This is a genomic window from Bacteroidota bacterium (genome assembly GCA_018698135.1).
Classification (GTDB): Bacteria; Bacteroidota; Bacteroidia; order CAILMK01; family JAAYUY01; genus JABINZ01.
In genome coordinates, this window is the sequence record JABINZ010000046.1 from 1 (window position 1) to 26,140 (window position 26,140).

The 26,140-nt window shown below is 35.7% G+C and carries 18 protein-coding genes, 1 tRNA gene and 1 pseudogene; 13 read left to right on the forward strand and 7 right to left on the reverse strand.

What is annotated here, in order from left to right; genetic code table 11:
* The coding region (locus tag HOG71_02895) for an IS256 family transposase (GenBank protein ID MBT5989778.1) at positions 1-139 on the reverse strand (139 nt) is incomplete at its 3' end.
* A gap of 227 nt (positions 140-366) precedes the next feature.
* Here HOG71_02895 and HOG71_02900 point away from each other — a divergent pair.
* Positions 367-1,101 carry an outer membrane lipoprotein-sorting protein gene (locus HOG71_02900; protein MBT5989779.1) on the forward strand — a complete coding sequence of 245 codons (735 nt, stop codon included), beginning with the start codon at positions 367-369 and terminating at the stop codon, positions 1,099-1,101.
* Here HOG71_02900 and HOG71_02905 read toward each other — a convergent pair whose 3' ends face one another.
* From HOG71_02905 to HOG71_02915, 3 genes are all read right to left on the reverse strand, one after another.
* Positions 1,102-1,500 carry a hypothetical protein gene (locus HOG71_02905; GenBank protein ID MBT5989780.1) on the reverse strand — a complete coding sequence of 133 codons (399 nt, stop codon included), beginning with the start codon at positions 1,498-1,500 and terminating at the stop codon, positions 1,102-1,104. It abuts the gene before it with no gap.
* Positions 1,501-2,062: 562 nt separating this feature from the next.
* Positions 2,063-2,731: an HAD-IB family hydrolase gene (locus HOG71_02910; protein MBT5989781.1), complete on the reverse strand. Its 669-nt coding sequence runs from the start codon at positions 2,729-2,731 to the stop codon at positions 2,063-2,065.
* 13 nt (positions 2,732-2,744) lie between these two features.
* Complete coding sequence (locus tag HOG71_02915; protein ID MBT5989782.1) at positions 2,745-8,084, reverse strand: PKD domain-containing protein; 5,340 nt, start codon at positions 8,082-8,084, stop codon at positions 2,745-2,747.
* Between the two features lie 315 nt (positions 8,085-8,399).
* Here HOG71_02915 and HOG71_02920 point away from each other — a divergent pair, with 315 nt between their 5' ends.
* The 11 genes from HOG71_02920 to HOG71_02970 all read left to right on the forward strand — a co-directional run bounded on the left by HOG71_02920 (position 8,400) and on the right by HOG71_02970 (position 24,075).
* The gene (locus HOG71_02920; GenBank protein ID MBT5989783.1) at positions 8,400-11,360 is read left to right on the forward strand and encodes an N-6 DNA methylase; all 2,961 of its coding nucleotides are present in this window, start codon (positions 8,400-8,402) and stop codon (positions 11,358-11,360) included.
* Complete coding sequence (locus HOG71_02925; GenBank protein ID MBT5989784.1) at positions 11,360-12,229, forward strand: hypothetical protein; 870 nt, start codon at positions 11,360-11,362, stop codon at positions 12,227-12,229. Before HOG71_02920 ends, HOG71_02925 begins: the two co-directional genes overlap by 1 nt.
* Positions 12,230-12,321: 92 nt before the next feature.
* Complete coding sequence (locus HOG71_02930; GenBank protein ID MBT5989785.1) at positions 12,322-12,483, forward strand: helix-turn-helix transcriptional regulator; 162 nt, start codon at positions 12,322-12,324, stop codon at positions 12,481-12,483.
* A gap of 181 nt (positions 12,484-12,664) precedes the next feature.
* Positions 12,665-13,480, forward strand: a complete 816-nt coding sequence (locus HOG71_02935) for an ImmA/IrrE family metallo-endopeptidase (GenBank protein MBT5989786.1) — start codon at positions 12,665-12,667, stop codon at positions 13,478-13,480.
* A complete protein-coding gene (locus HOG71_02940; GenBank protein MBT5989787.1) occupies positions 13,467-13,943 on the forward strand; it encodes a DUF4411 family protein in 477 nt (158 codons plus the stop codon). The genes HOG71_02935 and HOG71_02940 overlap by 14 nt, the downstream gene beginning before the upstream one ends.
* Before the next feature lie 228 nt (positions 13,944-14,171).
* Complete coding sequence (locus HOG71_02945; GenBank protein ID MBT5989788.1) at positions 14,172-15,626, forward strand: glycosyltransferase family 2 protein; 1,455 nt, start codon at positions 14,172-14,174, stop codon at positions 15,624-15,626.
* Positions 15,627-15,628: 2 nt separating this feature from the next.
* Entirely contained in the window at positions 15,629-17,188 is a 1,560-nt protein-coding gene (locus HOG71_02950; GenBank protein MBT5989789.1) for a tetratricopeptide repeat protein, read from the forward strand.
* A complete protein-coding gene (locus tag HOG71_02955) occupies positions 17,188-20,415 on the forward strand; it encodes a hypothetical protein (protein MBT5989790.1) in 3,228 nt (1,075 codons plus the stop codon). Before HOG71_02950 ends, HOG71_02955 begins: the two co-directional genes overlap by 1 nt.
* Before the next feature lie 13 nt (positions 20,416-20,428).
* Positions 20,429-22,249: a hypothetical protein gene (locus HOG71_02960; GenBank protein ID MBT5989791.1), complete on the forward strand. Its 1,821-nt coding sequence runs from the start codon at positions 20,429-20,431 to the stop codon at positions 22,247-22,249.
* 186 nt (positions 22,250-22,435) lie between these two features.
* Positions 22,436-22,810, forward strand: a complete 375-nt coding sequence (locus tag HOG71_02965; protein ID MBT5989792.1) for a PKD domain-containing protein — start codon at positions 22,436-22,438, stop codon at positions 22,808-22,810.
* 20 nt (positions 22,811-22,830) lie between these two features.
* Complete coding sequence (locus tag HOG71_02970) at positions 22,831-24,075, forward strand: hypothetical protein (GenBank protein ID MBT5989793.1); 1,245 nt, start codon at positions 22,831-22,833, stop codon at positions 24,073-24,075.
* Positions 24,076-24,350: 275 nt separating this feature from the next.
* Here HOG71_02970 and HOG71_02975 read toward each other — a convergent pair whose 3' ends face one another.
* From HOG71_02975 to HOG71_02985, 3 genes and pseudogenes are all read right to left on the reverse strand, one after another.
* On the reverse strand, positions 24,351-25,058 hold the full coding sequence (locus tag HOG71_02975; GenBank protein ID MBT5989794.1) for a DUF2318 domain-containing protein: 708 nt from the start codon (positions 25,056-25,058) through the stop codon (positions 24,351-24,353).
* 352 nt (positions 25,059-25,410) lie between these two features.
* Positions 25,411-25,484 (reverse strand) — tRNA-Pro (locus HOG71_02980).
* A gap of 370 nt (positions 25,485-25,854) precedes the next feature.
* Positions 25,855-26,007, reverse strand: a pseudogene (locus tag HOG71_02985) (response regulator).
* Between HOG71_02985 and HOG71_02990 the strand changes: the two are divergent.
* Positions 25,943-26,128, forward strand: coding sequence for a hypothetical protein (locus HOG71_02990; GenBank protein ID MBT5989795.1), 186 nt, complete (start codon positions 25,943-25,945; stop codon positions 26,126-26,128). The pseudogene HOG71_02985 and the gene HOG71_02990 overlap by 65 nt on opposite strands.
* Positions 26,129-26,140 lie beyond the last annotated feature (12 nt).

Sequence of the window (26,140 nt, forward strand, 5' to 3'; positions counted from 1 at the left end):
CCATCTCAGCTTGCAGAGCTTTCTCAATAAAATTCTTCAATAATGGAGCAAACGCTCCATCTTTTCCAAAAAGCGACTTCCCACTCTTAAACTGTTCTAGCGCTTTTTCTTCTACATTGTCTAAATAGTTCTGATCCATAATCAAATTTACGATTTTGGACAGAGTTTAATTTACACCCTCGAAACATCATACTGGTTAGAAATAATTGATGAATTAGGCTGGATTAACTCAGACGTAATTCAAACCACTTTAAAAGAATCAAATGAATTAATGCAATTTTTACTTCAATCAGCAAAAACTTAAAGCATTAAGTACTTTAGGCAATCTAAGTACTCTAGGCATTTTAGACACTTAAATTTTTCAACATGAAACTAATAACAATCATATTACTCTTACTCAGCACAACACTCTTTGCTCAGTATCCAGATGCAAAAGAAGTGCTTGATAAAATTGACAAAAACATGTCCTCAAAAAACAGGGTAGCTACGTCAAAAATGATCATTCATGGAAAAAGAGGAAGCAGAACAATTGAATCAAAATCCTATGCCGAAGGCGACAAAAAATCCTTTACTGAATATTTAAGCCCAGCTCGTGAGGCTGGAACCAAAATGCTCAAACTGGAAGATAAACTTTGGATTTTCTCACCTACAACTGATCGGATTATTCAGATTTCAGGACATATGCTCAGGCAATCAGTTATGGGGTCTGACCTCTCCTATGAAGATATGATGGATGACCGAAAATTAACAGACTTATATTCTGCTAAGATTATTGCCAGTGAAACATTGCTTGAGCGAAAATGTTGGATAATGGAATTAACGGCAAAGGTTTCAGATGTTTCATATGCCACAAGAAAAATTTGGGTTGATCAGGAAAGATATGTTCCCTTGAAAGAAGAACTTTATGCTAAAAGTGGACAAATACTTAAAAAAACAACTTTAAGCGATGTGAAAAAAGCTGATGGAAGGTGGTTCCCTCATAAAATTGTGTACAAAGACATGCTCAAAAGTGGGAAAGGAACGGAATTCATTATGCTTGAAATAAAATTCAATCAAAATATTCCAGACTATATATTTACGAAAGCCGCACTAAAGAAATAGTTAGAATCCTTCTTCAATCCTTCGTTTGGAACTAATCAGCAGTCGTATCCATTTATGTTTGACTTCCAGTTGATTGTGAAATGCTAGACCGGAAATGAAGAATATGAATAGATTCCCAATGCCTTGCCATAAGGTCGAAGCAAGTGGTTTGGGAGTTCCTAAATAATAGTGTACTGAATAAATACCTGCAAAAGCGATAAAAGCTGGTATAATGGAGGCAAGTGTTAAAGAAATCCAGGTGGTTTTAATTGATTTGCCTAATTTTTCACACAAACCGGCATTAAAGCCTCCCATGAAAAAATTATAGGTAAACTGCTTAACAAATGCCATGAAGGCAATCATATAGCCATATTTGAAATTAATATAATAAACAATGGAACCTGTGAGTAATCCAGCCATCAAGCCCATTTTGAAATTAAGCTGTCGCCTAAGCCATTTGTAAATTCGAAATAAAAAAAGTATTATCTTTCTTAAAGTAGCCAAAAGCAATTGGTAATTAGACCATAATATTACAAAAAATATAATTAGTAATTTTTGTAAATTCTAACTCAAACAGTGACATTTCTCATTTAAACCCAACTTATACCCATTTTAAAACGAAATCAGCAAGTTTTTTCTTGTATTTTTAAGCCAGAGAATTGTCTTTGACATATCAGCAAAGCATGCATGAGCAATGGATCTATCAACTTGCCTAATAACCTGAGTTCGGGATAAGCTTTGCTCACAGTTTCAGATGATTAGTTCATAGACAACTCCAATTTTCGAAGTACTATCTGGATAATTCAAGGAAATTTGAGGAAGTATATGGGCTAATCATCGAAACCCATGAATGGGAAAGCTAATAGTGCATCATCTTTGAACTTAAAATCACTTGAAATAGCATGCTATAACTTCATGATTATAAGCCCAAATCTAATGCCCCATTAGTTTTCTGTGAGTTAAATCTTATCCCGAACTCAGGTTAACAAGCCCAATCTGCAATCGTCCAGCCTTTCTTTTTTGCCATTGCTGTTAAACGTCTGTCGGGCTCAACGCAAATAGGATATCCAACGGCTTCCAACACCGGACTATCCGAAATAGAATCTGCATAATAATAGGTTTCGTCAAGTTTGAAATCATTTTCCTGACAAAACTTTTTAAGGCTTATTATTTTTTGCTCACCAAAACAAAGCTTGCCCACAACTTTTCCTGTATATTTTCCATCAATAATTTCCATATCGCTGCAAATCACTTCATCCATTTCGAATTTGCTGGCAATAGGATGACAAATGACAGCTAAGGCAGCTGACAATATCCCAATATGAGCTCCTCTTTCCTTGTGCATTTTCAGTTCATCCTCTATTTCTGGACGAATTTTATTGATCAAATAACGCTTAATAACTTGATCTGCTAAAGCTTGTAATTCTTTCTCTGCTATTCCCTCCATCCATTCAGCCATTTCCTCCAATATCATCATGGTATCGCGAACTTCAAGTCGGTAACATAAACCTAAATAAGCAGCTTTCATAAACTCGCGTGATGTCATGAGTTTATGCTTATAAGCTTCACGAACTAAAATGTTTCCACTATTAGTCGACAAAATGGTTCTATCCAGATCAAATAAAACTAAATATGTCTTGGGTGCTTTCATTAAAAAGGCTTATCTATTTTTTGATCAGTTGTTTATTGATTACTTTCCTGCCAATTTCAATTTTTAACAAATAATGCGATGCTGCCAATTTTTCATTAATCTCGAATTGATGACGACCTTTCAATAATTGATCATGTACAACGGTTTGTATTCGCTTTCCTTGTGCATCATATAATGTAATTAACACGTCTTCCTGCTGATCTAAAATAAAACTTATATGTACAAATTGATTGAATGGATTGGGATATACCTGCAATTGGAAATCCTGCTCAATTGCCTGATCGATAGACGTTTTATTGCTAATGCTGATGCTGTCGGTCGAAGTGCTAAAACAATCTTCAGTAGATGAAATCTGCAACTCAACTTGATAATCTAAATTATGAGGATAAATATGACTTGGACTTCGAAGCTTCGAGGAATCTCCATCGCCAAAGTACCAGCTAAATAAATGACTGGCATCAGCATAGGGTTCGAAGCTTAACTCACCTTCAGCCAGATACATAAAACTAAAAGAATCGGGAGGTAAAGGATACACTTCATAGCTTAACACCACTGTGTCGCTACACTGATTAAAAGTTCCAACTACTAATTGAATGGATTTACTTCCTGCTGTTTGAAACAAAATAACAGGATTCATTAATGTGGAATTAATCGTAGAAGCAAATTGCCAATCAAAACTCCAAATCTGACTTGTATCGGCTGTAGAACTTGTATTTACAAAAAACATACTATCTCCTAAACATACCGGATTAGATGTAAAATCGGCCTTTGGTGTCTCTAAAACAAGGACATTCTTTGATGCACTTTCGACACAGCCTTCAAGGGTAAATGACTTCACGATTATTTCATACTGTCCGGTTGATAGATATGATTTTACTGGATTTATACTTAATGAGGAATCTCCATCTCCAAAATAAACAATGGAATAGTCACCATCCGAATAATCGGTAATGGTTAGCCTATTTCCTGCAAAACAAAGTTGCGAATCCGATAAACTAAAATCGACAATTGGTGATCGATAAACAATCAGATTGGTAGAAACTGAATCAATACATCCATCTATAGTAACACCAATCAATTTCACATCAAAAACACCACTGTCGGCAAAGGAATGTGTTGGGTTTGTTAAAGCTGATATGGATCCATCTCCAAAACTCCATTGGTTGGATTGTACAAGGCTGCTCGTATTGGAAAAAACAAATTGGTTATTATTAAAACATTGATTTGTATCGTTCACTGAAAAAGAAACGCTAGGCATTTCTCGAACGTCAATTGGCTTGGTTATGGAATCTAAACAAGCATAATTACTTTCTACAACTAACTTGACATCATAATTCCCAGCCATTGAATAGATATGACTGGTATTTACTCCATTGCTTTTTTGTCCATCATCAAAATCCCATTGGTATGCAACCGCATTGGCAGAAGTATTGATAAATGAAAAATGATTTTGTGCCAGACATTGATCTACATCATTTATGGTAAATTCAGCAATTGGCATTGGACGGATATTGATGCTTTTTGATAAGCTATCAGTACAAGATTGTGAAGAAGTTGCCAATAACTTAATTTGATAAAGTCCTTCTGCTTGATAGGTGTGATTTGGATTTATACTATTCGATGAATTACCATCACCAAAAGTCCAAAAATAACTTGAAGCATTGCTTGTTGAATTTTGAATGTCAAGCAAATTAGCACTCAAACATTGGTCATTATCGTTGATCATAAAAGACAATTGAGGAAGGCTGTTTACTCTCAAGCTAAAAGATTCGCTTGTATCCATGCAGCCTTGATTATCAGCCAAGCAATAATACGATCCGGAATCACTGAAATTTACACTGCCAAAATACAGTATACTATCTTTCTTTGAAGATATGGCTGTATTATTTTTATACCATTGATAATTCAGATTTAGCATTTTCAGTGCATCCCTAAAACGTATATCCATGGGCTGGCCATAACACAACACAGTATCAGAACTGTAAGCCAGAGAAGTTTGTGGATAGGCATTTACATAAATATTTTGCTGCGCGCTTATATTTGAATTAAGGGTTAAACTAACACTTTTCATCCCAACACTATTGAATTGAATTTGGTGTGGACCTTTTCCTGAGGCATAGCGAGGATTTGCACCTGCTCCAAAATCCCAGGCAATAGAAGAGCTAATACCAACAGAAGTATCGTTAAAAATAACATATTGATTTTCACAAATGATTGAATCTGAAAAAGTAAAACCTGCTTGAATATTGTTTATGAAGAGGCCATAATCTTCTGATTCTCCATAGCTAAGTGTTTTACAAGCATTATTACTAATGGCAGAAAAATCTGAAACAACCCGCATTCTCAGTTTTGTATTTGAAATTATTGGAGAAGAAGGTATTATGATAGTATCAGTATGCACATTTTTATATTTGCCTGTCGACATGATGAGTTCACCTGTATCGCTAAAGTCACCATCCTGATTGTAATCGATATAAGCTTCCACATATTCTGAATTATAACTTCCTACACTTACATTCATATAGTAGGTTTCACCTGCTTCAACAATGGCCATTCCTTCACAACTATAGTCGTGATAAGAATTAACACCATCAAAAGCCGCTGAACTAAAATCTAAATTATTCAGAGTAACATTGTAAATACCTATTCCATAGCCCGAGCTATTGGTTGTGCTTGTTGTACAAGTGGCCGCAGTTAATGGGTTGAATAAATTAATAAAATTGTTTTTTGTGAATGTATCCGTTCCAGCACTATTAGAAACGATGTAATCTAAGGAATAACTGGCTGCACTATCAAATCTGACAACAGGATTAAAACTGGCAGAATCTGTCTCCAACAAAAATGTTACAGTGGAAGGATTAAATTTCCAATAGACTGATGTTGGATGATTAATTGAATAATCCTCAAAACGGAGTATTTTATCTACACAGCCCATGGAGTCGTTTGAAATAAAAGCAGCAGTAGGCTTAACAACAGAAGAACTATATAAACTTGATTCCCACAAACCACGTCCATAAGTTGCTGCTCTGATTTTGCTTCTGCTAGGATGCGACTGATCGTAATATATTTCCAATTCGTTTACATTCGCATTCAGGGGTAATCCATCAGTATATAAAATCCAATTGCTCATGCTTGCATCTTTATAATAAACACCTGAACGACTTCCAACATATAAGCCTTCATTTGAGCTGCTATCAAACACAATACATGTATACGTAATCACGGGTAAGTTTGCTGAAATATTAACCCAGTTTAAGCCAAGGTCAACAGACTTATATATTCTTCCATACAAAGCCATATAAACCACACTATCTAATGTCGGATGAGCTTCAATATCTGTTGGTGCTGAATTATAGGGCAAAGAACTAGATATATCAATCCAAACCGGATTCCAGCCACGAGCACTATCGGTTCGGAACACTTTATAATCGTAGCGAGAAATATATAAAATTTGCGGATTAGCTGGAGATTGTTCCAGCACCCTGATGTTTGAAGAATTTGTTCCTGCCAGTGTATCGGAAATCTTTTTCCAAGCTACATTGCTTGCACTACTTTCTTTGATATTTTCACTTCGCCAAACATTTTTGTAACCAACAAACATATGTGATGAACTATCTTCATCCAGAATATAAGGTGTGACCCATGCCCCACTCTCGGTTATTCCGTTTGTTCCACTTTTGGCTATGCGTGAAAAGCTTAATCCATGATTACTCGATCGTCTGATATCTCCATAATACAAGGCTCCATAGAGGTAATCGGCTTCTGAATAATCGGCAATGCATTCCATACCATCTCCACCAATTTCCGTATTCCACTCATCAAAACCATAATAAACGGAAGTGCCATTATCTTGATAACCATTTACAACTGTGTTTTTTTCAAGTGCGCTTTGGCCAATTTTATAAATTTGTGAAATATTTATTCCATCGGTTATTTCTTGCCAGTCTGTACCTCCATTTCGACTATAATAAATTCCACCATCATTTCCCGCAAAAACGTATTTATTTATTGGGTCAAACTCAATACAATGCTGATCGGCATGCATGGCAGGCGCTCCTCCACTACCTGTCCAATGTGCATTAATGTCCCATGTTACCCCTTTATCAACAGACTTGAAAATGTTAACTCCTCCAACATAAACAATACTTTTATTAGTAGGATCAACGGCAATATCCATATCATACCAAGCTTGTCCGCCCGTACCTGAACCATCAGTTGAATAATCCATGATATTGGGAGTAGTTGATTGGGTGCTAAAATTTAAACCGGCATCAGTCGATAAATACAGTGCTTTGAAAGTGCGGCTATTTGTCACAATAAAATATACATAATCGGAATCTACTTCGCTAACAGCCAATCCTCCTCGAGATCCTGCCGTAGGCAAACCACTTGTTATTTGTGTCCAACTCGCTCCCGTATTTGTGGATCTGTAAAACTTATATCCTGTTGTTGCATATAAAACGCTCGGATCATGTGGTCTGAAAACCAAATCTTTGTAATTGTTTGAGGTTGATGTGCGCGTCCAGCTTTGGCCTCCATTATGAGTCAGGTAAATACCTGCATTGGTTGCTGCCAACATGGTATCTGGACGAGTGGGATGAATAACAAGCTTGCTTACTGTTCTGTTGCCCATTCCAGAATTCATGAAGCTCCAACTATCGCCTCCATCAGTGCTTTTCATGACACCTATTCCGGCAGCATCGTTAGCATCTCTGTCGCCTGTTCCAATAAAAACAATTTCTGGGTTAATGGGGTGAATAGCAATATCAGAAACACCCAATGAAACCAATGTATCTGTTGTTGTTTTCCATGTTTTTCCCTGATCAATAGTTTTCCATAAACCACCCGCAGGAGCTCCAATATAAAAAATATTTGAATCGGTTGGATGAAAAGCGATACCATTAATTCGACCCAATCCATTGGGTTGTCCTGTGCCATTTACTGGCATGTATTTAGGGCCTAAGGGAGTCCAATATCCAGGAGCATTTAAGTTGTTTGGCTGACTTCCCGGGGCAAGCGGATAATTGCTGCTTTGATTAGATTTAAATTTTTGAAATTCCTGCATAACATAATCGGCAGGTAAACGGCTACCATCCAGCAAAATATTGTCCTGCATCATATACTCCCATCTCTTGAATGGTTTATATCCGCATCCTTTGGTTACTTCTCTCCCTTCCCAATACAAATTAAAAGCACGCTGTACATCATAAAAGTTTACACTTTCGTCCTGCATCATGTCTATCCAGTAAGGAATGTTTGCTGTATCGTTGGCTTGACTATTTTGAGAAAATGAAACATATGAAATGATAAGATAAAAGACTAGTATATATATTTTTTTGTGGAGGTGGTTCATAGATAAACTATTATATTGTGATATACAACTTGTACCCACAAATTTAATGAATTCTACTTGCTGTTATAATTCAATTGTTAATAGGTTTCAGTTTCGCTAAAAAATTATATGATTTTAGTTTTAGTGTTTACTATACCTGATTCACCATTGATTCTAACCAGCATCTTGATTTCAAGCATAATATCAATATTACTAACATTATGTTTAATTTTTGCGAACTTTGATTTTTATACTACAGATTTTTTTCATATAAGATAGCGGTTATTCAAAAAGACGATGCATCAGAAAATTTGATAAATTATTTATAAGCAGCCCATGCAGGTAACAAAAGAACAGGCATATAAAGAAATAGAGAAGCTTGTTGAACGATTTGGCGAATATGTTGATGAATACAAACGAAGCGGTTACAACGAACACCAAACTCGTATAGACTATATCAACCCGTTCTTCAAAGCTCTCGGTTGGGACATGGACAACAGCCAGGGACATGCAGAGGCATACAGGGAAGTAATTCACGAAGACAAAATAAAAGTTGGAGGTGCCACAAAAGCACCAGATTACGGGTTTACACTTTACGGACAGCGAAAATTCTTTGTTGATGCAAAAAAACCTGCTGTAAATATCAAAAGTGATATTGCACCTGCCTATCAGGTAAGACGTTATGGTTGGAGTGCAAAGGTTCCACTTTCCATTGTTACCGATTTTGAAGAATTTTCTATTTACGATTGCACCAAGAAACCCAAACCGACTGACAAAGCATCAGTAGCTCGTATCAGATATATCACTTTTGACCAATACCTTAGTGAGTTTGACTTTTTATGGGATGTATTTGCAAAAGAGAACCTGCCCAAAGGACGTTTTGACAAATACGTTAAAAGCGATACCAGCAGAAAAGGAACAGCAACAGTAGATGATGAATTTTTAAAATCCATTGAACAATGGCGAACATATCTTGCTATCAACATTGCATTACGAAATAAATCCCTTAATGAAGATGAGCTTAACTATGCTGTTCAGAAAATCATTGACCGCATCATTTTTTTACGCATGTGCGAGGATAGAGGTGTTGAACAATATGGTGAGTTAAAAAAAGCAGCAGAGAAAGGCGATATTTATCAAAACATGTTTGCACTCTACCGAATTGCTGATGACAAATACAACTCAGGTCTTTTTGACTTCAAGGAAGATAAAATAACAGCAACGCTCACGGTAGACAACAAGGTGATGAAAAATATCATCAGCGAACTTTACTATCCCAAGTGCGAATACGAATTTTCCGTGATGCCTGCCGACATTCTCGGAAGTGTTTACGAGCGTTTTCTTGGCAAAACAATTCGCTTAACAAAAGCACATCATGCCAAGATTGAAGAAAAACCGGAAGTACGGAAAGCCGGAGGCGTTTACTACACACCTAAATATGTGGTGGACTACATCGTGGAAAACACTGTTGGCAAACTGATTGAAGGCAAAACGTCCAAACAAGTTGAAATTATCAGGATTTGTGATCCTGCTTGTGGTTCAGGTTCGTTTTTGATTGGTGCATATCAGTTTTTGCTCGACTGGCATTTGAAATATTACCTAAATAATCCAACCAAAAAGAGGAAGGACAGGCCATTGACACCTGACGGTAACCTGACTACAGCAGAGAAAAAACGCATTTTGCTAAATAATATCTTCGGTGTTGATATAGACTCCCAAGCTGTGGAAGTGACAAAGTTAAACCTTTTATTGAAAGCACTGGAAGGAGAAACACAGGCATCTATTAACCAACAGATGTCTTTATTTCATGAAAGGGTTTTGCCTAACCTGAACCAAAATATCAAATGCGGGAACTCGCTAATTGGCCCTGACTTTTATGATGGACAGATGCAATTATTCCCGGAAATGATGAAGAAAATTAACGCCTTTGACTGGAAACAGGGCTTTCCTGAAATCTTCAAGCAAGGCGGTTTTAATGCGGTAATTGGGAATCCGCCTTGGGGAGCTTCTTTATCTGATGAAGCTCTTGGTTACTTACGCAAAAAACATGGGGAAATTATTGTTCGCATGATCGATACTTACATGTATTTCGTGCATAAATCTGGCGAACTTCTAAAACAGCAGGGGTTATTCGGTATGATAATACCCAGTACAATTCTGAACCAAACAGATATGCAACTTTTGCGTGAATATTTGTTAAAGAACCATGACTTAGAGATTGTAATCAATCTCGGAGAAAAAGTATTTGGTTCAAAAGTCCTAAATACTTCCACATTATTAACATTTATCAAAAGAAAAGCCGACCACAAAAGCGATATGATTGCCGGTGATGTTCGACATTTCGACCCTGAAGAAAGAGCCATTGCTATCGAGAATATTAAATCAACTCCAAAGGCAGATTGGATAGAGCTCGTTTCAAGTGACAACCTATCCTCCTACTTCACTTTAGATATCTCAGGTGTAAAATTGCTAAAAAATCTTGCCAGTAAATTCATCTCGTTCAAAGATGTTATAAATGATAAGATTCAAAGGGGAATAAGTCCCGATTATGCGCAAGCGTTCATTGTTAACAGTAAAACAGCAAAAGATGAAAAGCTTGAAGAAACAATCTTAAAGCCTGTAATACTCGGCAAACACATTACTCGGTACGGCTCATTGACTTCTGAAAACTCAATACTTTACTTGACCAAAAAGGACGACATCGAGCAATATCCAAACGCTAAGAACCATCTTTCTAAGTACAGGGATAAAATAACTTGCAGAGAAGTGAAAGAGGGGAAACATCCTTGGTATTCATTACACAGACCAAGGAATCCTGATATTTTTGACTCTCCAAAATTTATTGGTCTAACAACTTCTCGAACAATTTGTATAGCGTTGGATGAGGGTGCCCATTATGCAACAGATGCCCTATATCTATTTAGTTTGAATAAGGAATTAGGGCTTAACGAACATTTTGTTTTAGGTGTACTTCATTCAAGTTCATTTCAGTTCCTTTATCATACAGCATTTCAAGGAGGACAAAGAGTGATTCCTCAAATTAAAGCAGCTAACCTTTACGATTTACCTTTCCCTATCCATCAAAATACAAGAATTGATGACGACAGCGAAAAGGCTATCACCAAGTACGTTCAAAACTTACTAAAACTCAACGAGCAACTGAAAACCATTAAACTCGACAGTCAACGGCAGCAAATACAACGGACTATTGACCATGCAGAGCGGAAAATAGACGAATTAGTTTATGGGCTTTATGGGCTGAGTGAGGAGGAAGCAAAAATTGTGGAGGGGAAATAATGAGCTTATTGAACAATATTCATGAGGTTTTTAGTAACAGGGAGATAGCATTAATCGCTTGGTTATTTATTGCTCTTGTTGTTGTGTTATTTACAAAAGCCAGAAATTCTCTTATTGCAGTTTTTAAAATGCTGTTTAAAAAAATATTTGTCATAATCTATCTATTGATTAGCCTCTATCTTTTTGCGATAATACTTGTTTTGAAAAACTTTGCTCTTTGGGATATTGCCAATTTGAAGGACATTTTATTTTGGCTTTTTTCAGTTGGTCTGATCTTAGTTTTTAAAATTAATGCCGCTAAGGACAGTAGTTATTTTAAGAAACTATTTTTTACTGCTCTTCAATGGACGATTCTACTTGAATTTATTGTTAACCTATACAGCTTCAGTTTCCTGTCCGAGTTTTTTCTATTGCTCATTTTGGTCATTGTGGGTACTCTGCAAGCCTTTGCTGATTTAGATGAAAAGAATCAGATCGTTTCAAAGTTTCTTCAAATAATATTTGCCGTAGCTGGATTCATGATTTTTTCCTACTCGCTGTATAGGACAATTCAAAACTTTGAACAAGTGTTGAATTTCCCGAACCTCATATCCTTTTTACTTCCAAGCACTATTACGGTTCTATTTATTCCATTTCTTTACTTGTTAGCTCTTTACAGTACATACGAATCTTATTTTGTGCGACTTGATTTTATGACAAATAATAATGATCAAGGAAAAAGAACCAAGAAATTAATATTAAGAACTGCCCTTTTGAATTTGAATAAATTAATCAGGATAACCCAAAGGTTAGAAAAGAGGGCGTTCTATGAAGATATGAACCTGAAATTATACATTACTCAAATAAGCAAGAAAAACTGGGCGGTATAAAATGAACTGGTGTCTGATCTATATAGCCTTAACAAAAAGGAGAATAATATTATTGAAAAGCCATAAAACGTAAGTAACTTTGTCAAGCTATCATGGTAAAATCAATCGCACATATCAATCCTGAAATGCTTGTTTGGTCGAGAAAAACAGTCAAGCTGACTGTTGAATTGGCTGCCCAAAAGATAGGCGTTAAACCGGAGAAGTTGGAAGCGTGGGAACAAGGAAATGCGTTTCCGACTGTGAAGCGACTTTAAAGTCGCCAATGTATATAAGCGGCCTTTTGCTTTGTTTTATCTTCCTATTCCTCCAAAACATTTTAAACCCTTAAAAGATTTCCGTAAATTCCATCACCAATACTCGCTAACAGAGAATGAAGAGTACATACTTCAAAAGGAACTGCTGCTCTTTCAACAGAAAAGGCAAATTGCGTTGGACTTGTATGAACAACTTGACACAGAAATACCTGCATTCAAACTTATGGGTACTTTAAATCAGTCGCCTGAAAAATTGGCTGGAAAGATTATTGAATATTTGGGTGTTAATCATAATGAGGTCGCAGAGATAAAGCCGGGATATGATGCCTTGAATTACTGGAAAAAGCTACTCGAATCGAAAGGGATATTGGTTTTCCAAACGTCTGGTGTTCCACTTCATATAATGAGAGGGGCTTGTGTAGCAAAAGAAATATTACCCGTTATAATCATCAATAGCAACGACACACAAAACGGACGAATATTTTCACTTTTTCACGAATTGGTTCACATTGTTCTAAGGGAAGATGGTATCAGTAATTTCAGATACAGCGACAGGAATCTATACGATCCGATCGAAGTGCATTGCAACCAAACAGCTGCAGAAGTATTAGTTCCCACAACAACTCTATTGGAATCACTTGTTGTCTGTTCTCATAATATGGGTAATGCCCTATGGGAGGCAGAGGAATTACAGAAACTATCTAATAGATTTTGTGTGAGCCGTGAGGTAATTCTCCGAAGGTTATTGACTTTAGGAAGAACCACAAATAATTTCTATCGGGATTATAGGGATAATCAGGATTTTGGCACTAAAAAGAAATCTACTGGTGGAGACTATTACCGAAATAAAATTGCCAAAAATGGAGGATTGTACTTGAATCTTGTTCTGCAGGGCTATTATCAGGAAAAATTAACCGCTTCTACCTTTTGGGATTGCACTCAAATAAAAGTTTCCAATCTTGCCAAACTTGAAAACCTCCTTTATGCAAAAGTATAGCATTGATACAAGTGCCATACTGGATGCTTGGGTTAGGCATTATCCGCATGATATTTTTCCCTCTTTTTGGAATCGTTTTAAATCTCTTGCAAAATCGCAAGTTGGAATTGCTACAGAATTGATTGACCATGAATTAGGCAAAAAGGATGACGGATGCCATAAATGGTTCAAAGAGAATAACCTTTCCGGATTTTTTGTCGAACTTACTGACTCTGTGCAAAATGCAGTCTCAGACATTCTTAAAAACCCAAATTATCAGCGGCTGATTGAAGACAGAAAGGGAGCTTATGGAGCAGACCCGTTTGTAATCGCTTTAGCCAAAGTGGAGGATTTGATTGTTGTAACTGGTGAAAAGGCTACTAATAATCTGAATAAACCAAAGATTCCTGATGTCTGTAAAGATATGGGTATCGAGTGTATAAACATTTTGGATTTAATGCGTAGGGAGGGTTGGCAATTCTAAAACCAAACCCTACTGACGCAGGTTTCGACTTTTGCCTCAGCGCAGAAATGAAGGAAAAAAGAACACCATTTGAATAAATAATGCATTATAGAAATGCTTCCTGAAAATTGATGCATATTAAAATTCTTGATACAAGTATGTAATATTCCTTATCTTTATAAACTGTAATTATTCAACTTATTTTGATTGAAAATGAACAATGTCATCACTTCTAAATTGTAATACATTTTGCTACTGATTATATTGCGCATCCTTGAAAAATTGTTGATTATTTATTTTTCAGCTTATTTTATAATTGATCTGGCCCTATATGCCTATTCCTTACTCATTTTCAGAAAAAAACGAAAAAAGGAAAAAACTGAATATGACTATGCTTCTCATTCTATTTCCATCATTGTTCCAGCCTATAACGAGGCTGTCTCCATAGTCGATTGCATCAAAATGCTCTTGGAGGTCGATTATTTAGATTTTGAGATACTCATTATCAATGATGGATCTAAGGATCAAACACTTGTTGAAATGCAGAATGCTTTCATTTTTCAAAAACAAAATAAAACAGTAAAGGAACTACTAATAACAAAAAAAATCAAAGATGTTTATTTGAGCAATCCCAACTTGATACTTATTGACAAAGAAAATGGTGGCAAAGCGGATAGCATTAATGCGGGAATTAATTATGCTTCTAAAAAGTACATTTGCACCATTGATGCAGATTCGATTTTAGACTCTCAGGCATTGAAAGCAGTTATTGAGCCTTTTCTTATCGATCCAAGAAATTTTGTTTCAGGCGGTCAAATTGCTGCTTCAAATGATGTAATAATAAAACACAATCGGGTAGTAAGTTCTAAAATGCCCCGAAACATATGGGTTTTATGGCAAATCGTTGAATACATAAAGTCTTTTATGATTTCCCGAATAGGCCTTAGTAAAATTAATTCGCTGCTTATTATGTCGGGCGCCTTTTCCATTTATAGAAAGTCTGACCTTGAAAAAGTCGGTGGTTTTTTAACTGCACATAACACACACCCTTATATTCAAAAAAGTATTGGACTGGGTCATAAAACCGTTTGTGAAGACATGGAAATAGTTGTCCGATTATGGCGCTGGTTCAGAGAAAATAAACAAAAAGCGAAAACAAGTTTTCTTCCGCAACCTATATGCTGGACCGAAATGCCTGACAATGGACTTAATCTTTACAAACAAAGATCACGTTGGCATATGGGATTGGCTGAATCACTCAAAATACATCGCAAAATTGCATTTGAACCCCGCTACAAAAGCACTGGCTTGCTCGCTTACCCATATTATTTGTTTTTCGAATTGTTATCACCTGTTATCAAAATATTTGCTTTATTATTCATTTTTTTAGGTGCTTATATGGGAACTTTGAATCTGGCTTGGGTTTTACTTTTAATCGCTAGTATAACCCTTACTACAGCAGTTATTATGAGTTCCATCACAGCCATTATTGAAAAGTGGAGTCAAAATAAAATTACTGCGAATAGAGATGCTTTGCGCTACAAAACATTTTGGAACTGGCTTTGGCTATTAATTATTGGCATTATTGGCGATTTCACCTATGCCTTTTTCAGAACTTTTGCACAGTTTGCTGGTCTGATAAAATTTTTTCAAAAGAAAAGCGATTGGAATAAATTTGAACGGAAAGGAATTAAAACTGAATAAATATGAAGAAACTTATCCTACTGCTAATTTTATTTTCAAGCTTTACCGGCTTTGCTCAACAAAAAGATATTGAGTTATTCCGAAAAACAGCTTATGAGGCAAAACTAGAGAAGGACTACGAGAAAGCTATTTTAAACTATAAAGAGGTCATCCGCTTATCACCAGAGGATTATGATGCCAAATTGGCCTTAGCACGTTTATATTTTCAGCAGCAACAACTCAATAGCTCGTTTTACTATTATGATTTGATTTATAGTGATGATAAAAATGATGTGGAAGCACTGATTGGTTTTGGAAAAATTTATTTCGAGCAAGGAAAATCAGATCAGGCAGCTTTTCATTTCAAAAGAGCAGTCAGCCTCCTGCCAAGATATGTTCCAACCTATTTCGATTTGGCAAAACTATATCAAGCTAAGGGAGATTTTGATTCTGCCCGATTTTACTTTACAGAAATTATCAATATAGACCCTACCTATGCCGAAGCATGGGGTGGAATTGGTAAGCTGTATTATTGGACTGAAAAACCCTATTCGGCAATTACTTATTACAAAAAAGCAATTGCGCTTGATCCGGAAAATAAGCTGTGGCAAAAGGATTTGAAAAACATAGAAAAAACTATTGCATGGCGTGCTGCAGCCACTTTTCTATTTGTGAATGAGAAGGAAGAATCCTACAACATTGATGCATATATTCAAAAATATGGTTTATCAAAAAGAATAAGTAACCACTTCGATATATCGCTGAATACACTTTTCGATCGATCAATTAGAGATTATTCATTCGATAGTCTGGATGCAAAAAGATGGTACGACAATAGCTGGGCGAAAATCAATTTCATCCTTCCAAACAATCGTTTCAGTGCCCATTTAGGTTATAGCAAAAGTGATAGCAGGTTATCAACTTATGGTTTAAACTGGACCAGCTATTTTAAAATCTCAAAATTCAAATTCAGAAACAGCTTATCAGGTGGATATGATTATTATTACTATTGGAATCAGGTTGGTAAAAATGCAGTTTCCAATAATTTTAGTGTTAGCTACAAGAAAATTAACCTCAACTTAGGCTTCCTTTATGGCGCTGTGATAGATAATTATGTGGCAGATTATTATCAGAACATTTATGATACCATTGCCAATCCTCATATTTCTTATTCGGTATCGCTGAAATACGAGCTTTTTTCTAAGCCAAAAACATTTATTGGCTTAAGGCATTCGTTTTATGATTTCCAGTACCAATCGCCACGCTATTATTCACCTAACGAGCGCTATCTAAATGGCTTGTTTATTTCTTCTTATTATGAGCTTGGTAAGTTTTACTTCTTTGGTGACTTCAGTTATAATTTGGGAAAAGAAACTTTTTATGAGGAAGCAATTAACGGACAATTTCAGGGTCCAATTGTACGTTATGATGAGTTTTTTAATGAAAATCTAAATAATTGGTCTGGCAACATTGATATTGGATACAGTCATAAAAACACCAGTTTTTCAATAGGAGCAGGACATTTCTATAATCCCTATTATGAAAATACAACAGCCTATTTGGCTCTAAAATCATTATTTTAATGAAAGCTAAATATTTCATCATTACCCTCTTGGTAATTCTGCTTGTTTTCATCGTTAATAAAATGATGAAATTCGAAACATCTATACGGGAGGAGCGAATTGTTGAAGTAAAAATTTATGACGAAACAAAGCCTTTGTTTAATTCAGTTTCAGAAGAAGAATTGAAACAGTTAGCCTTATCATCAACTAATTTATTTACTGCTCAAGGAGATTATTTCCAGGCGCTTACCCCTATTTTTGAATTTGACACAAAAAAAGATGTTTGGGAGGAAATTTTCCTCAAGGGAGTGAACATTGGAGCTGCCTTGCCCGGCAAGTTTCCAGCAGAGTTTTCGCTGACCTTTGATGAATATTTGGATTGGTTCACTAAAATTGGGCAGATGAATTCCAATGTTATCCGAACCTATACAATTTTACCTCCTGAATTTTATGATGCTTTTGCTTACTACAATCTGCACAATCAAAATAACAAACTATTCCTATTGCAAGGAGTTTGGGCAAAAATACCTTCTGATGATAATTATTACAACCCTACCTACAATAGAGAATTCAAAAAGGAAATTATTGATGTCGTTAATTTAATTCATGGTAAAGCCTTAATAAATCCAAAACCCGGACATGCCAGTGGGATTTATGTTAGTGACATTTCCAAATATGTGATCGGAATTTTATTGGGCAGAGAATGGGAACCACAAGCAGTTGTAAAAACCAACCATAACAACAAGGAAAATCATTTCAACGGCCATTTTATACATATGAATGAGGGCAATGCCATGGAAGTATGGCTGGCAAAAATAATGGAGTATTGCATTCATTATGAAACACAAACCTACAGTAGCCAGCGACCTGTCTCTTTCGTCAATTGGCTCCCCCTTGACCCCATGCATCATGTAAGCGAATTCATTGAAAGTGATAAAGTAAGAGAATTTGATAATGATTTGGAAAGTATCGATTTCTGCAAGTTTCATTCGACCGAACTTTTCCATCCCGGACTATTTGCCAGTTATCATGCCTACCCCTATTATCCCGATTTCATTTACATGCAAAAAGAATATGCAACAGCAGTAAATAATGATGGACAGACAGATAATTATTTTGGTTATCTGCTTGATTTAAAAAAGCGGCATCCAGGCATGCCTCTGGTTATTGCTGAATATGGTTTGCCAAACAGCAGAGGAAACAGTCATCAAACACCCTTAGGATTTGACCAAGGTGGCTTAAGTGAATATGAACAGGCTAAACTGGGCTTGCAATTAACAAAAGATATTGCTGACAGCAGATGTGCTGGTGCTATTTATTTTGAATGGATAGATGAGTGGTTCAAGCACAATTGGCTGGTGATGGATTTTGAACAACCCAATGAAAATCGCAAGCAGTGGCACAATATGGAAAATACGGAACAAAATTTTGGAGTCTATGCTTATGAGTCAAAAACTAAGATAATCGATGGAAAGTTTGATGATTGGCCAAAGAATAAAATAGCTGCAAAAAAATTCAGTATGCAAGCCGATGCTGATGAGACCTATTTTTATTTAGCTATACATATACCTGATCTGGATTTTTCAACGCAAAATGTGTATTTGGCCATTGATGTATTTGATAAGGCAAAAGGAGATCATAAACTCCCATTTCTTGAAAATGAATTAGATCATGGCATCGAGTTCTTGCTTCAAATAAAAGACACTAATCATGCGAAAATACTGGTTGATGATCAGTTCTCTATTTACAATGATTTTCAAAATGATATTGTTCCTGTTTTCTCATCTAAAGAAAACTACAATGGTATTTTCATCGACCAAACTATGCTTTCGAATAGAGGCAAAACCACTATTTTCGATTCTATTATTGAACCCTATGTGCAAAATAGAAGCATATTAACGCATGGCAACAGCAGCAATCCCAAAAGTTCAAATGCCGATTGGCACTACAATCCCGAAACAAATAGTTTTGAAATTCGACTTGCCTGGCATTTATTAAACGTATCAGATCCTTCGGGGAATTATGTTTTGGATGATAAGGATAAAACAGGAGGAATTGAATATGCAAAAACAGATGGTTTTACTATTTATGGGTATTTAACCGACCAAAACGATAAGCTCGTTAAAACCTTAACCAAAAACAAAGCTTTTACCTATAACTGGGAAGGATGGGAAATACCAAATTATACCAAAAGGCTAAAACCCATTTATTACCTTTTGAAAGAATATTTTGCAGTTCTTAACCCAAAAGCAGCAGAGAACGTTAGCGAACAATTAGAAGAAAGTTTTCGCATCACCGATTTCTACAACAATAAGGTTGGAGCAATTTCGCTCCTTTTCAATGATGCAGGTTTTACGCAAATCACTGAAGCTTTGCCTATTGTAAGCAAATATTATTTCCAAATAAGTTTCGGTATTCGAGAAACAAATTGGAATCAGAATATCAGCAATTTTGCCGATGAAGGAAGTTTCAGCATCAAGCGTTTTGGCATTTCAGAAATCAAAGATTTGATCAGTTACAAACATGAGGTTTCGATGTTTTTTCCTTCCGCTACTGAAAGAAATAGCTTTAGCAATATTCAAATTGATCGACTAAAATTTGACTTGGAACAGCAAACTAGAAGAAAAGTCAGAAGCTATTATTTCCAGCATGGCAATCAGGTTGAAGCTCACCATGATTTGCCTTTTGGTGTGAAATTAAATGCAATAAACCAAAATAATATAGTATCAAAAACGGATTTCCAAAATCTCAAGGCCTACCGAATGACGCATCAGTTCCCAAAACAATTTGAACTGGATAGCATAATAAAAAGTGGTGCGGGTAGTTGGATGATATTTTCTTATTATCATTTCTTTAAAAAAGATTCCAAAGAATACAGATTCATTGAAAGCGGTAAATACGCGAACACCTATAGTGTTAGCCCCTATATTTTTGAAAGACAAGCCCGTTTGTTTCGAAATTCAGATTATTGGATGGCAACAGTTTCGAATGTTGGCAAGTACCTGACTGAAAAAAAATATTCTACAATCACAAGCTCCAGCTATGGCAATATGGTTTTCCTGACTCTGGTAAATCAGCTGGATAAACAAGTATACAATCAGCCATTAACGATAGAAATAACATCCGCAGCACAACGTCTAAAAGTAACCGGAAGCATGAATGATGGCATTTTCCAAAACAGAAATGGGAAAATTTACATTCATGTAAAACCAAATCAGGAAGTGAAAATTGAAAAATTGTATAATTAATAAAAATACAGATATGAGAAAGTACATATTTCTTATCATCCTATTTCCACTCATTTTCAACCAATGCATCAATCCAAAAACAGAAAATGAAAATTCAAATAATTCAGAAACAAGCTATCAGCTTCCGAAGGTATTGTTAATTAGCACTGGAACTAATGAGGGGTATGGACAACTTGCTCAAGGCGCTGTGGTAGCCATTCAAACATTTAATCGATCAGGGGCAATTGTTAGCATCAAAACCAGAGACATTTTGAAATACCCTGATCAACTAAAGGAATACAACTTCTTAATTCTCTCAACTGCTTTGGGTTATCATGATGCTGATAGAAGATATTCACTTTCATTTATGTCGGATTTTGAAATTGAAAACATAGCAAATTTTGTGTATGAAGGAGGCGTTTTAATTGCAGGCGATAATGTGGGTAGAAATAAACTCGATGGCAACGACCGAATAAGTCTGTATGGACAATTAAATACATCCAATTGGGGATTATCAAAATGTTTTGGTGTAAGCATGCAAGAAATGAATATGAAGGATTATTGCCTTTTTGGTAATCTGGATTCCAATTTAAATGGACAGTTTAAAGATGTATCACCCTCCGACTTATGGATTTTAGTTGGCGATTCGATCCACTCTGAAAAGCTGACAACATTAGCCAGTTGGAAAAATGAGGAGAACGAATTTCCGGCTATGACACAAAACGAGTATGGCAAAGGTATTTGTTTTCTTTTGTCATCATCTTATTTTCTGCACCCTTCTAACGATGGAGGCTATTGGAGTGCCTCACAAATACAAAGCTTTTACGAACTAACTCTCGATGCTTTTAACAAAAAAAATAAAAACCATATTCGTGTAAATACATGGCCAAATGGATATGAACAAGCATTTTGTGTCAGCTTAAATGCTACAGGCAAGCTGAAAGAATTTAAACGCCTCGACAACTATTTTAGTAAAGAACATATTAAACCAACTTATTTTGTCAATGGCAAGGTTAATCAAGAAGTTAATGATTATCTGCAACAAAAAAAACTGCAGTCAAACGGATTTTCAAGGCTCAACTATGGTCGAAATTTGTTTCCCGCCTGTAAAAACGATATCAAAGAAAACGAGATATTTTGGGATCAACCTTTTAAGGGTTTTCGTTTCCCATATTCGCGCACCAGTTTCTGGGGACTTATGGCCTTAAACGAAATGGGTTATAGCTACGAATCAAGTATTGGTGCAGATAATATTGAAAATTTCCTAGGAACTGTTTTCCCTTATCAAATCCCAATTTCCTACAATAGTTATTATACATCAACTGATATTTTAGAGATATCACCCACTTATCATGACGATTATTATTTTTTCTCCGATGTGCTAAAAACAACAAGCTATACAAACGATCAGCAAGCCAAAGATGCACAACTTTTTTCCAAATACCTGTTAAACTATTGGGAATATGCTGTAAAACCTTATCAGGGACTCATGGTATTTATGGGACACCCCAACTATGTAGGCATGAGCGATACCACTTTGGGTTCCTTGTATCAGCTTGTTTCTACCATTAAAAATGAAAACACCTGGATCACGAATATGGATGAAGTTGCTGATTATTGGAAACAACTATCGGCCTTAAACATAACTGTAAGCTCCAATGAAAATCAGATAAAAATACGATTCAGGTCAGATTCTAAAACCAGCATCTCAGATTTCAGCATGCATGTGAAACAAAAACCCAATAAAGTAGAAGTGAAAGATGGCCAGATTACATTGATCGAAAAAAACGACAGCTATTTGATAGTTTTAGATGCACATGATGGGCAAGAGTTGGTGTTTTCCTTGAAGGAATAATTAATAACTTTCCAACCTTAAACAAGCCTACACGACTAAAATCAAAATAATTTAGTAAACATTTAAAAATTAGTATATATTTGATCTGACATTTCATATATTTAAGTGTTTATTTACTTAAACTATTAAATATATCAAAATATTCGTTTTAAATGACATTGTTTATTTGCCTTTAATATAAATGCCATGAAGAAATTCTTATTTGCTTGCACGCTTTTATTTTCAATGATTTTACTCATTTCTTCTTGTGATACAACTGATGTCAATCCTAATCCCGATACACCAAGCACTATGCCTACTATTGATAGCTTAACAGCTTCAAAATTAATTATTGAATTTGGAGGGCTGGATCCAACCGTTATAAGTGCATTTGCACAAGGAGGCAACCTGACTTATAATTGGGAAGTTGATTTTGGAGACATTATTCCGCAAAATGCAGAAGCCACTGTTGTTTCTTTTGCCGGATCGCCCTGTTGTGTTGGTGAAAAAGAAATTAAATGCACCGTTAGTAACGACAAAGGAAGTGTCAGCCAGATAATTACCATAACAATTCTTGAATAATTCTGAAAACATCAATTAGTGTGAAAAAGGTATTCCATTTCCTACTAGTCTGTTCGCTTATTTTGAGTATTCCAAAATTTAGTAATGGACAATGTTGTGCTGCAGGAAATCCAGTCTCGGCAGATGGATCCAGTAGTCAGGGAAAAGGAACATTAAAGATATCTACGCTATATCAGCATAGTTTTTCAGATGTTTATTTTGAAGGAAATAGTGTAAGTGATTTTACATATAAAACAACATTTTACGATTTCAGCTCAATTAAGCTCGCCTATGGTATAACTGAAAAGTTTAACATGGCAGGTGAAATAGGGTATTTCATAAATAAAAGTGAATACATTATTCCTTCCGACTACACTCGCTATGCCCGTGGGATTGGGGATGCTTCGCTAACTTTACGTTATTCACTTTTTAAAAATACGGCTAAGCTTTTTGAAATTGCCCCTTTATTTACTGTGAAAATTCCGATTGGAGAATTTGACCAAATTCAAAATAACGTGTTATTGCCCATTGACCTTCAACCATCTTCAGGTAGCTTTCGGTATAAGCCCTCCATGATAATTTACAAAGGTCTTGGTCAGAGTAAGTTTGCAGTATATTCTATTTTATCTACTGAATTTGCCCAAGCCATTAAAACCGAGCGAACCATTAATTACAAATACGGTAATCTGTATATGGTTTCTCTATTTGCAAGCTATCAGCTTAATGATTGGCTTAAAACTAGTCTTGAAGTCAGAGAACAATATCGTGCAATGGCCAATAATAATGGACTTGAAATAAAAGCAACAGGAGGTAATGTCCTGTTTTTAGTTCCTCGAATTACTGCTGTGTACAATGATTGGGAATTGGGCTTAACCTATAATCAGCCTGTCCACAAAAATTTAAATAGCATTGGCTTTCCTCAGCTTTCCAATAAATATGCCTTTGCAATTAGTCTTGCCAAGAAATTAAACCTTACTAATAAGGAAACACCTTTTTTACTGGATGATATTGAGTACAAATCAGACTCTTTTCATGTGAATGGAATCTGTGACATGTGCCGAGAGAGAATTGTTGTTACCTCAATGAAAAGCAAAGATGTAAAATGGGCAGGTTGGAATATTGATACAAAGATGTTGACGATCAAATACCTCGACAAACCAAATGTTGACCAATTAATGCAGAGTCTGGCAAAAATTGGACATGATAACCAAAGTTATAAAGCCACTGATAAAAAGTATGCTAAACTACATTCATGCTGCAAATACAGAGATCACAAAAACGAATAACCAGAGTTAATAACCTGAGTTCGGGATAAGCTTTGCTCACAGTTTCAGATGATTAGTTCATAGACAACTCCAATTTTCGAAGTACTATCTGGATAATTCAAGGAAATTTGAGGTAGTATATGGGCTAATCATCGAAACCCATAAATGGGAAAGCTAATTTACATCATCTTTGAACTTAAAATCACTTGAAATAGCATGCTATAACTGCATGATTATAAGCCCAAATCTAATGCCCCATTAGTTTTCTGTGAGTTATATCTTATCCCGAACTCAGGTTAATAGATAAAGATTTTTTCAGTAATACTTTTTCCATTCTCTTCAATCTGTACAAAATAGTATCCTGATTTAAAAGCTGAAACATGAATGATAACTTGCTTTTTATCCGTTTGCATTTGATGCTGAATTTGTCCACTGAGTCCAATAACACGAATTGATCTTTGGGAAGTAGTGGGCATGTTGAGAATCATTTGATCTGCATCTTGCCAAACAATAAATTCAGGTAATTTCGATTTCTGAATATCGGAATAAGTGACAACTAGAAAATAATATTCACCTACTTCCAGGTCAGATTCATTGATAACAATCTGATCACCATCAATAGTATTGGGGATATAGCCGGGCCAGCATCCTCCGCTTCCGGCAGTACCTAGTTTACTGATTTCATATTTATTCCCACAGTTATTGCATTGCATTTTATCATCTACCTGCTTATAGCCTTTATGGGATCCATAACAAACATCACAAGCATTAAACGCTGTTTTTATTGTACCCGAAGCATCTTTCACTATAAAATACTCAATCACTTTTTTAGTTGTGGGAGAAAGTATATAATCCCAAGTATAAAAAGTAGCGGTAGTGGTGGCTGCCGAAACATCGTGTTTTACAATTTCTTGAGCATTTACAGGGCTTAAAACTGTAAAGGAAGAAGAAATAATCATCATTGATATAAGGAGCAGCAGATTGAATTTTTTCAAATTTGTCATTTTTCTAGGTTAATAGGATGTAAAAACAAAAACTTTATTCACCAATTCATGCATTTAATTACTTAATAGATTGAACATGCAATATACTACATATTTGAAATACTCAATATATTATTTTGGATTCAGAAAAGAAATAAAAAAAAGTCTTATGAAAAATAGCTCATAAGGCTTTGAAAATCAATATTGGAGTGTAGAGACTTAAGCAACCATTTTAGGGTTAGCCGTAAATTAGTTATGACTATTGCGTGGTTTAGCGTAAAATAGATATGTTTCGATGTTTCGTTAGCTTCATTTGTGTATATAATAAAAAAGCCTCACGAATTAAATACTCATAAGGCTTTGATAATCAATGTCGGAGTGGGGAGACTTGAACTCCCGACCTCTTGACCCCCAGTCAAGCGCGCTACCAGGCTGCGCCACACCCCGCTTTTATAAATTTCAAATAACAAAACTCAAATAACAATTTGCAAAATGATTTACATCAATCTATTGAACTCCCGACCTGCCCGAAAGTATTTCGGGATGCGCTACCAGGCTGTCCGCCCGGATGAACCCGTTCGGACGGGCCTGCCCGAATGAATTTTTCAGGCGGGCGCCACACCCCGCTTTTAATAAATCTCAATATTCAAATAACAAAACTCAAATTGCAAATAGCTAAAATAGCAGCTATTTTTTTATGTATGCGAATATCGAAATTATATTGGATGGAAACTTAATAATTCTTCAAAACATTTTTGGAATGTCATCGACCTTTCTATGAAGAATAAACCGATATCTTCTGGACAATGTTTAATCATTAACAACAAACCAATAAACTGGCTATTTTTTCAACCAATTCGTTCGGTTGAAATGGTTTGGAAAGGAAAGCTTTGCAACCAATATTAATGGCTCTATCCATTTCTTCTTGTGAAGCATGTGCACTCAGTACAACTATCTGGGTATGGTACGGTAAAGGGACATCGTTTACAAAGTTAAAGGGACATCGTTTACACTTTTTAGCTAGTAATTTGAAGAAAAAATCAGATTACTATGCCTTGGAAAGACACAACGATTATGGAACAAAAGATTGAATTTATTTGTGA

Bases quoted from the DNA above. Each gene is read 5' to 3' on its own strand.
- HOG71_02900 (MBT5989779.1), top strand. From the start codon at position 367: ATGAAACTAATAACAATCATATTACTCTTACTCAGCACAACACTCTTT.
- HOG71_02905 (MBT5989780.1), bottom strand. From the start codon at position 1,500: ATGGCTGGATTACTCACAGGTTCCATTGTTTATTATATTAATTTCAAA.
- HOG71_02910 (MBT5989781.1), bottom strand. From the start codon at position 2,731: ATGAAAGCACCCAAGACATATTTAGTTTTATTTGATCTGGATAGAACC.
- HOG71_02915 (MBT5989782.1), bottom strand. From the start codon at position 8,084: ATGAACCACCTCCACAAAAAAATATATATACTAGTCTTTTATCTTATC.
- HOG71_02920 (MBT5989783.1), top strand. From the start codon at position 8,400: ATGCAGGTAACAAAAGAACAGGCATATAAAGAAATAGAGAAGCTTGTT.
- HOG71_02925 (MBT5989784.1), top strand. From the start codon at position 11,360: ATGAGCTTATTGAACAATATTCATGAGGTTTTTAGTAACAGGGAGATA.
- HOG71_02930 (MBT5989785.1), top strand. From the start codon at position 12,322: ATGGTAAAATCAATCGCACATATCAATCCTGAAATGCTTGTTTGGTCG.
- HOG71_02940 (MBT5989787.1), top strand. From the start codon at position 13,467: ATGCAAAAGTATAGCATTGATACAAGTGCCATACTGGATGCTTGGGTT.
- HOG71_02950 (MBT5989789.1), top strand. From the start codon at position 15,629: ATGAAGAAACTTATCCTACTGCTAATTTTATTTTCAAGCTTTACCGGC.
- HOG71_02955 (MBT5989790.1), top strand. From the start codon at position 17,188: ATGAAAGCTAAATATTTCATCATTACCCTCTTGGTAATTCTGCTTGTT.
- HOG71_02960 (MBT5989791.1), top strand. From the start codon at position 20,429: ATGAGAAAGTACATATTTCTTATCATCCTATTTCCACTCATTTTCAAC.
- HOG71_02965 (MBT5989792.1), top strand. From the start codon at position 22,436: ATGAAGAAATTCTTATTTGCTTGCACGCTTTTATTTTCAATGATTTTA.
- HOG71_02975 (MBT5989794.1), bottom strand. From the start codon at position 25,058: ATGACAAATTTGAAAAAATTCAATCTGCTGCTCCTTATATCAATGATG.
- HOG71_02990 (MBT5989795.1), top strand. From the start codon at position 25,943: ATGGCTCTATCCATTTCTTCTTGTGAAGCATGTGCACTCAGTACAACT.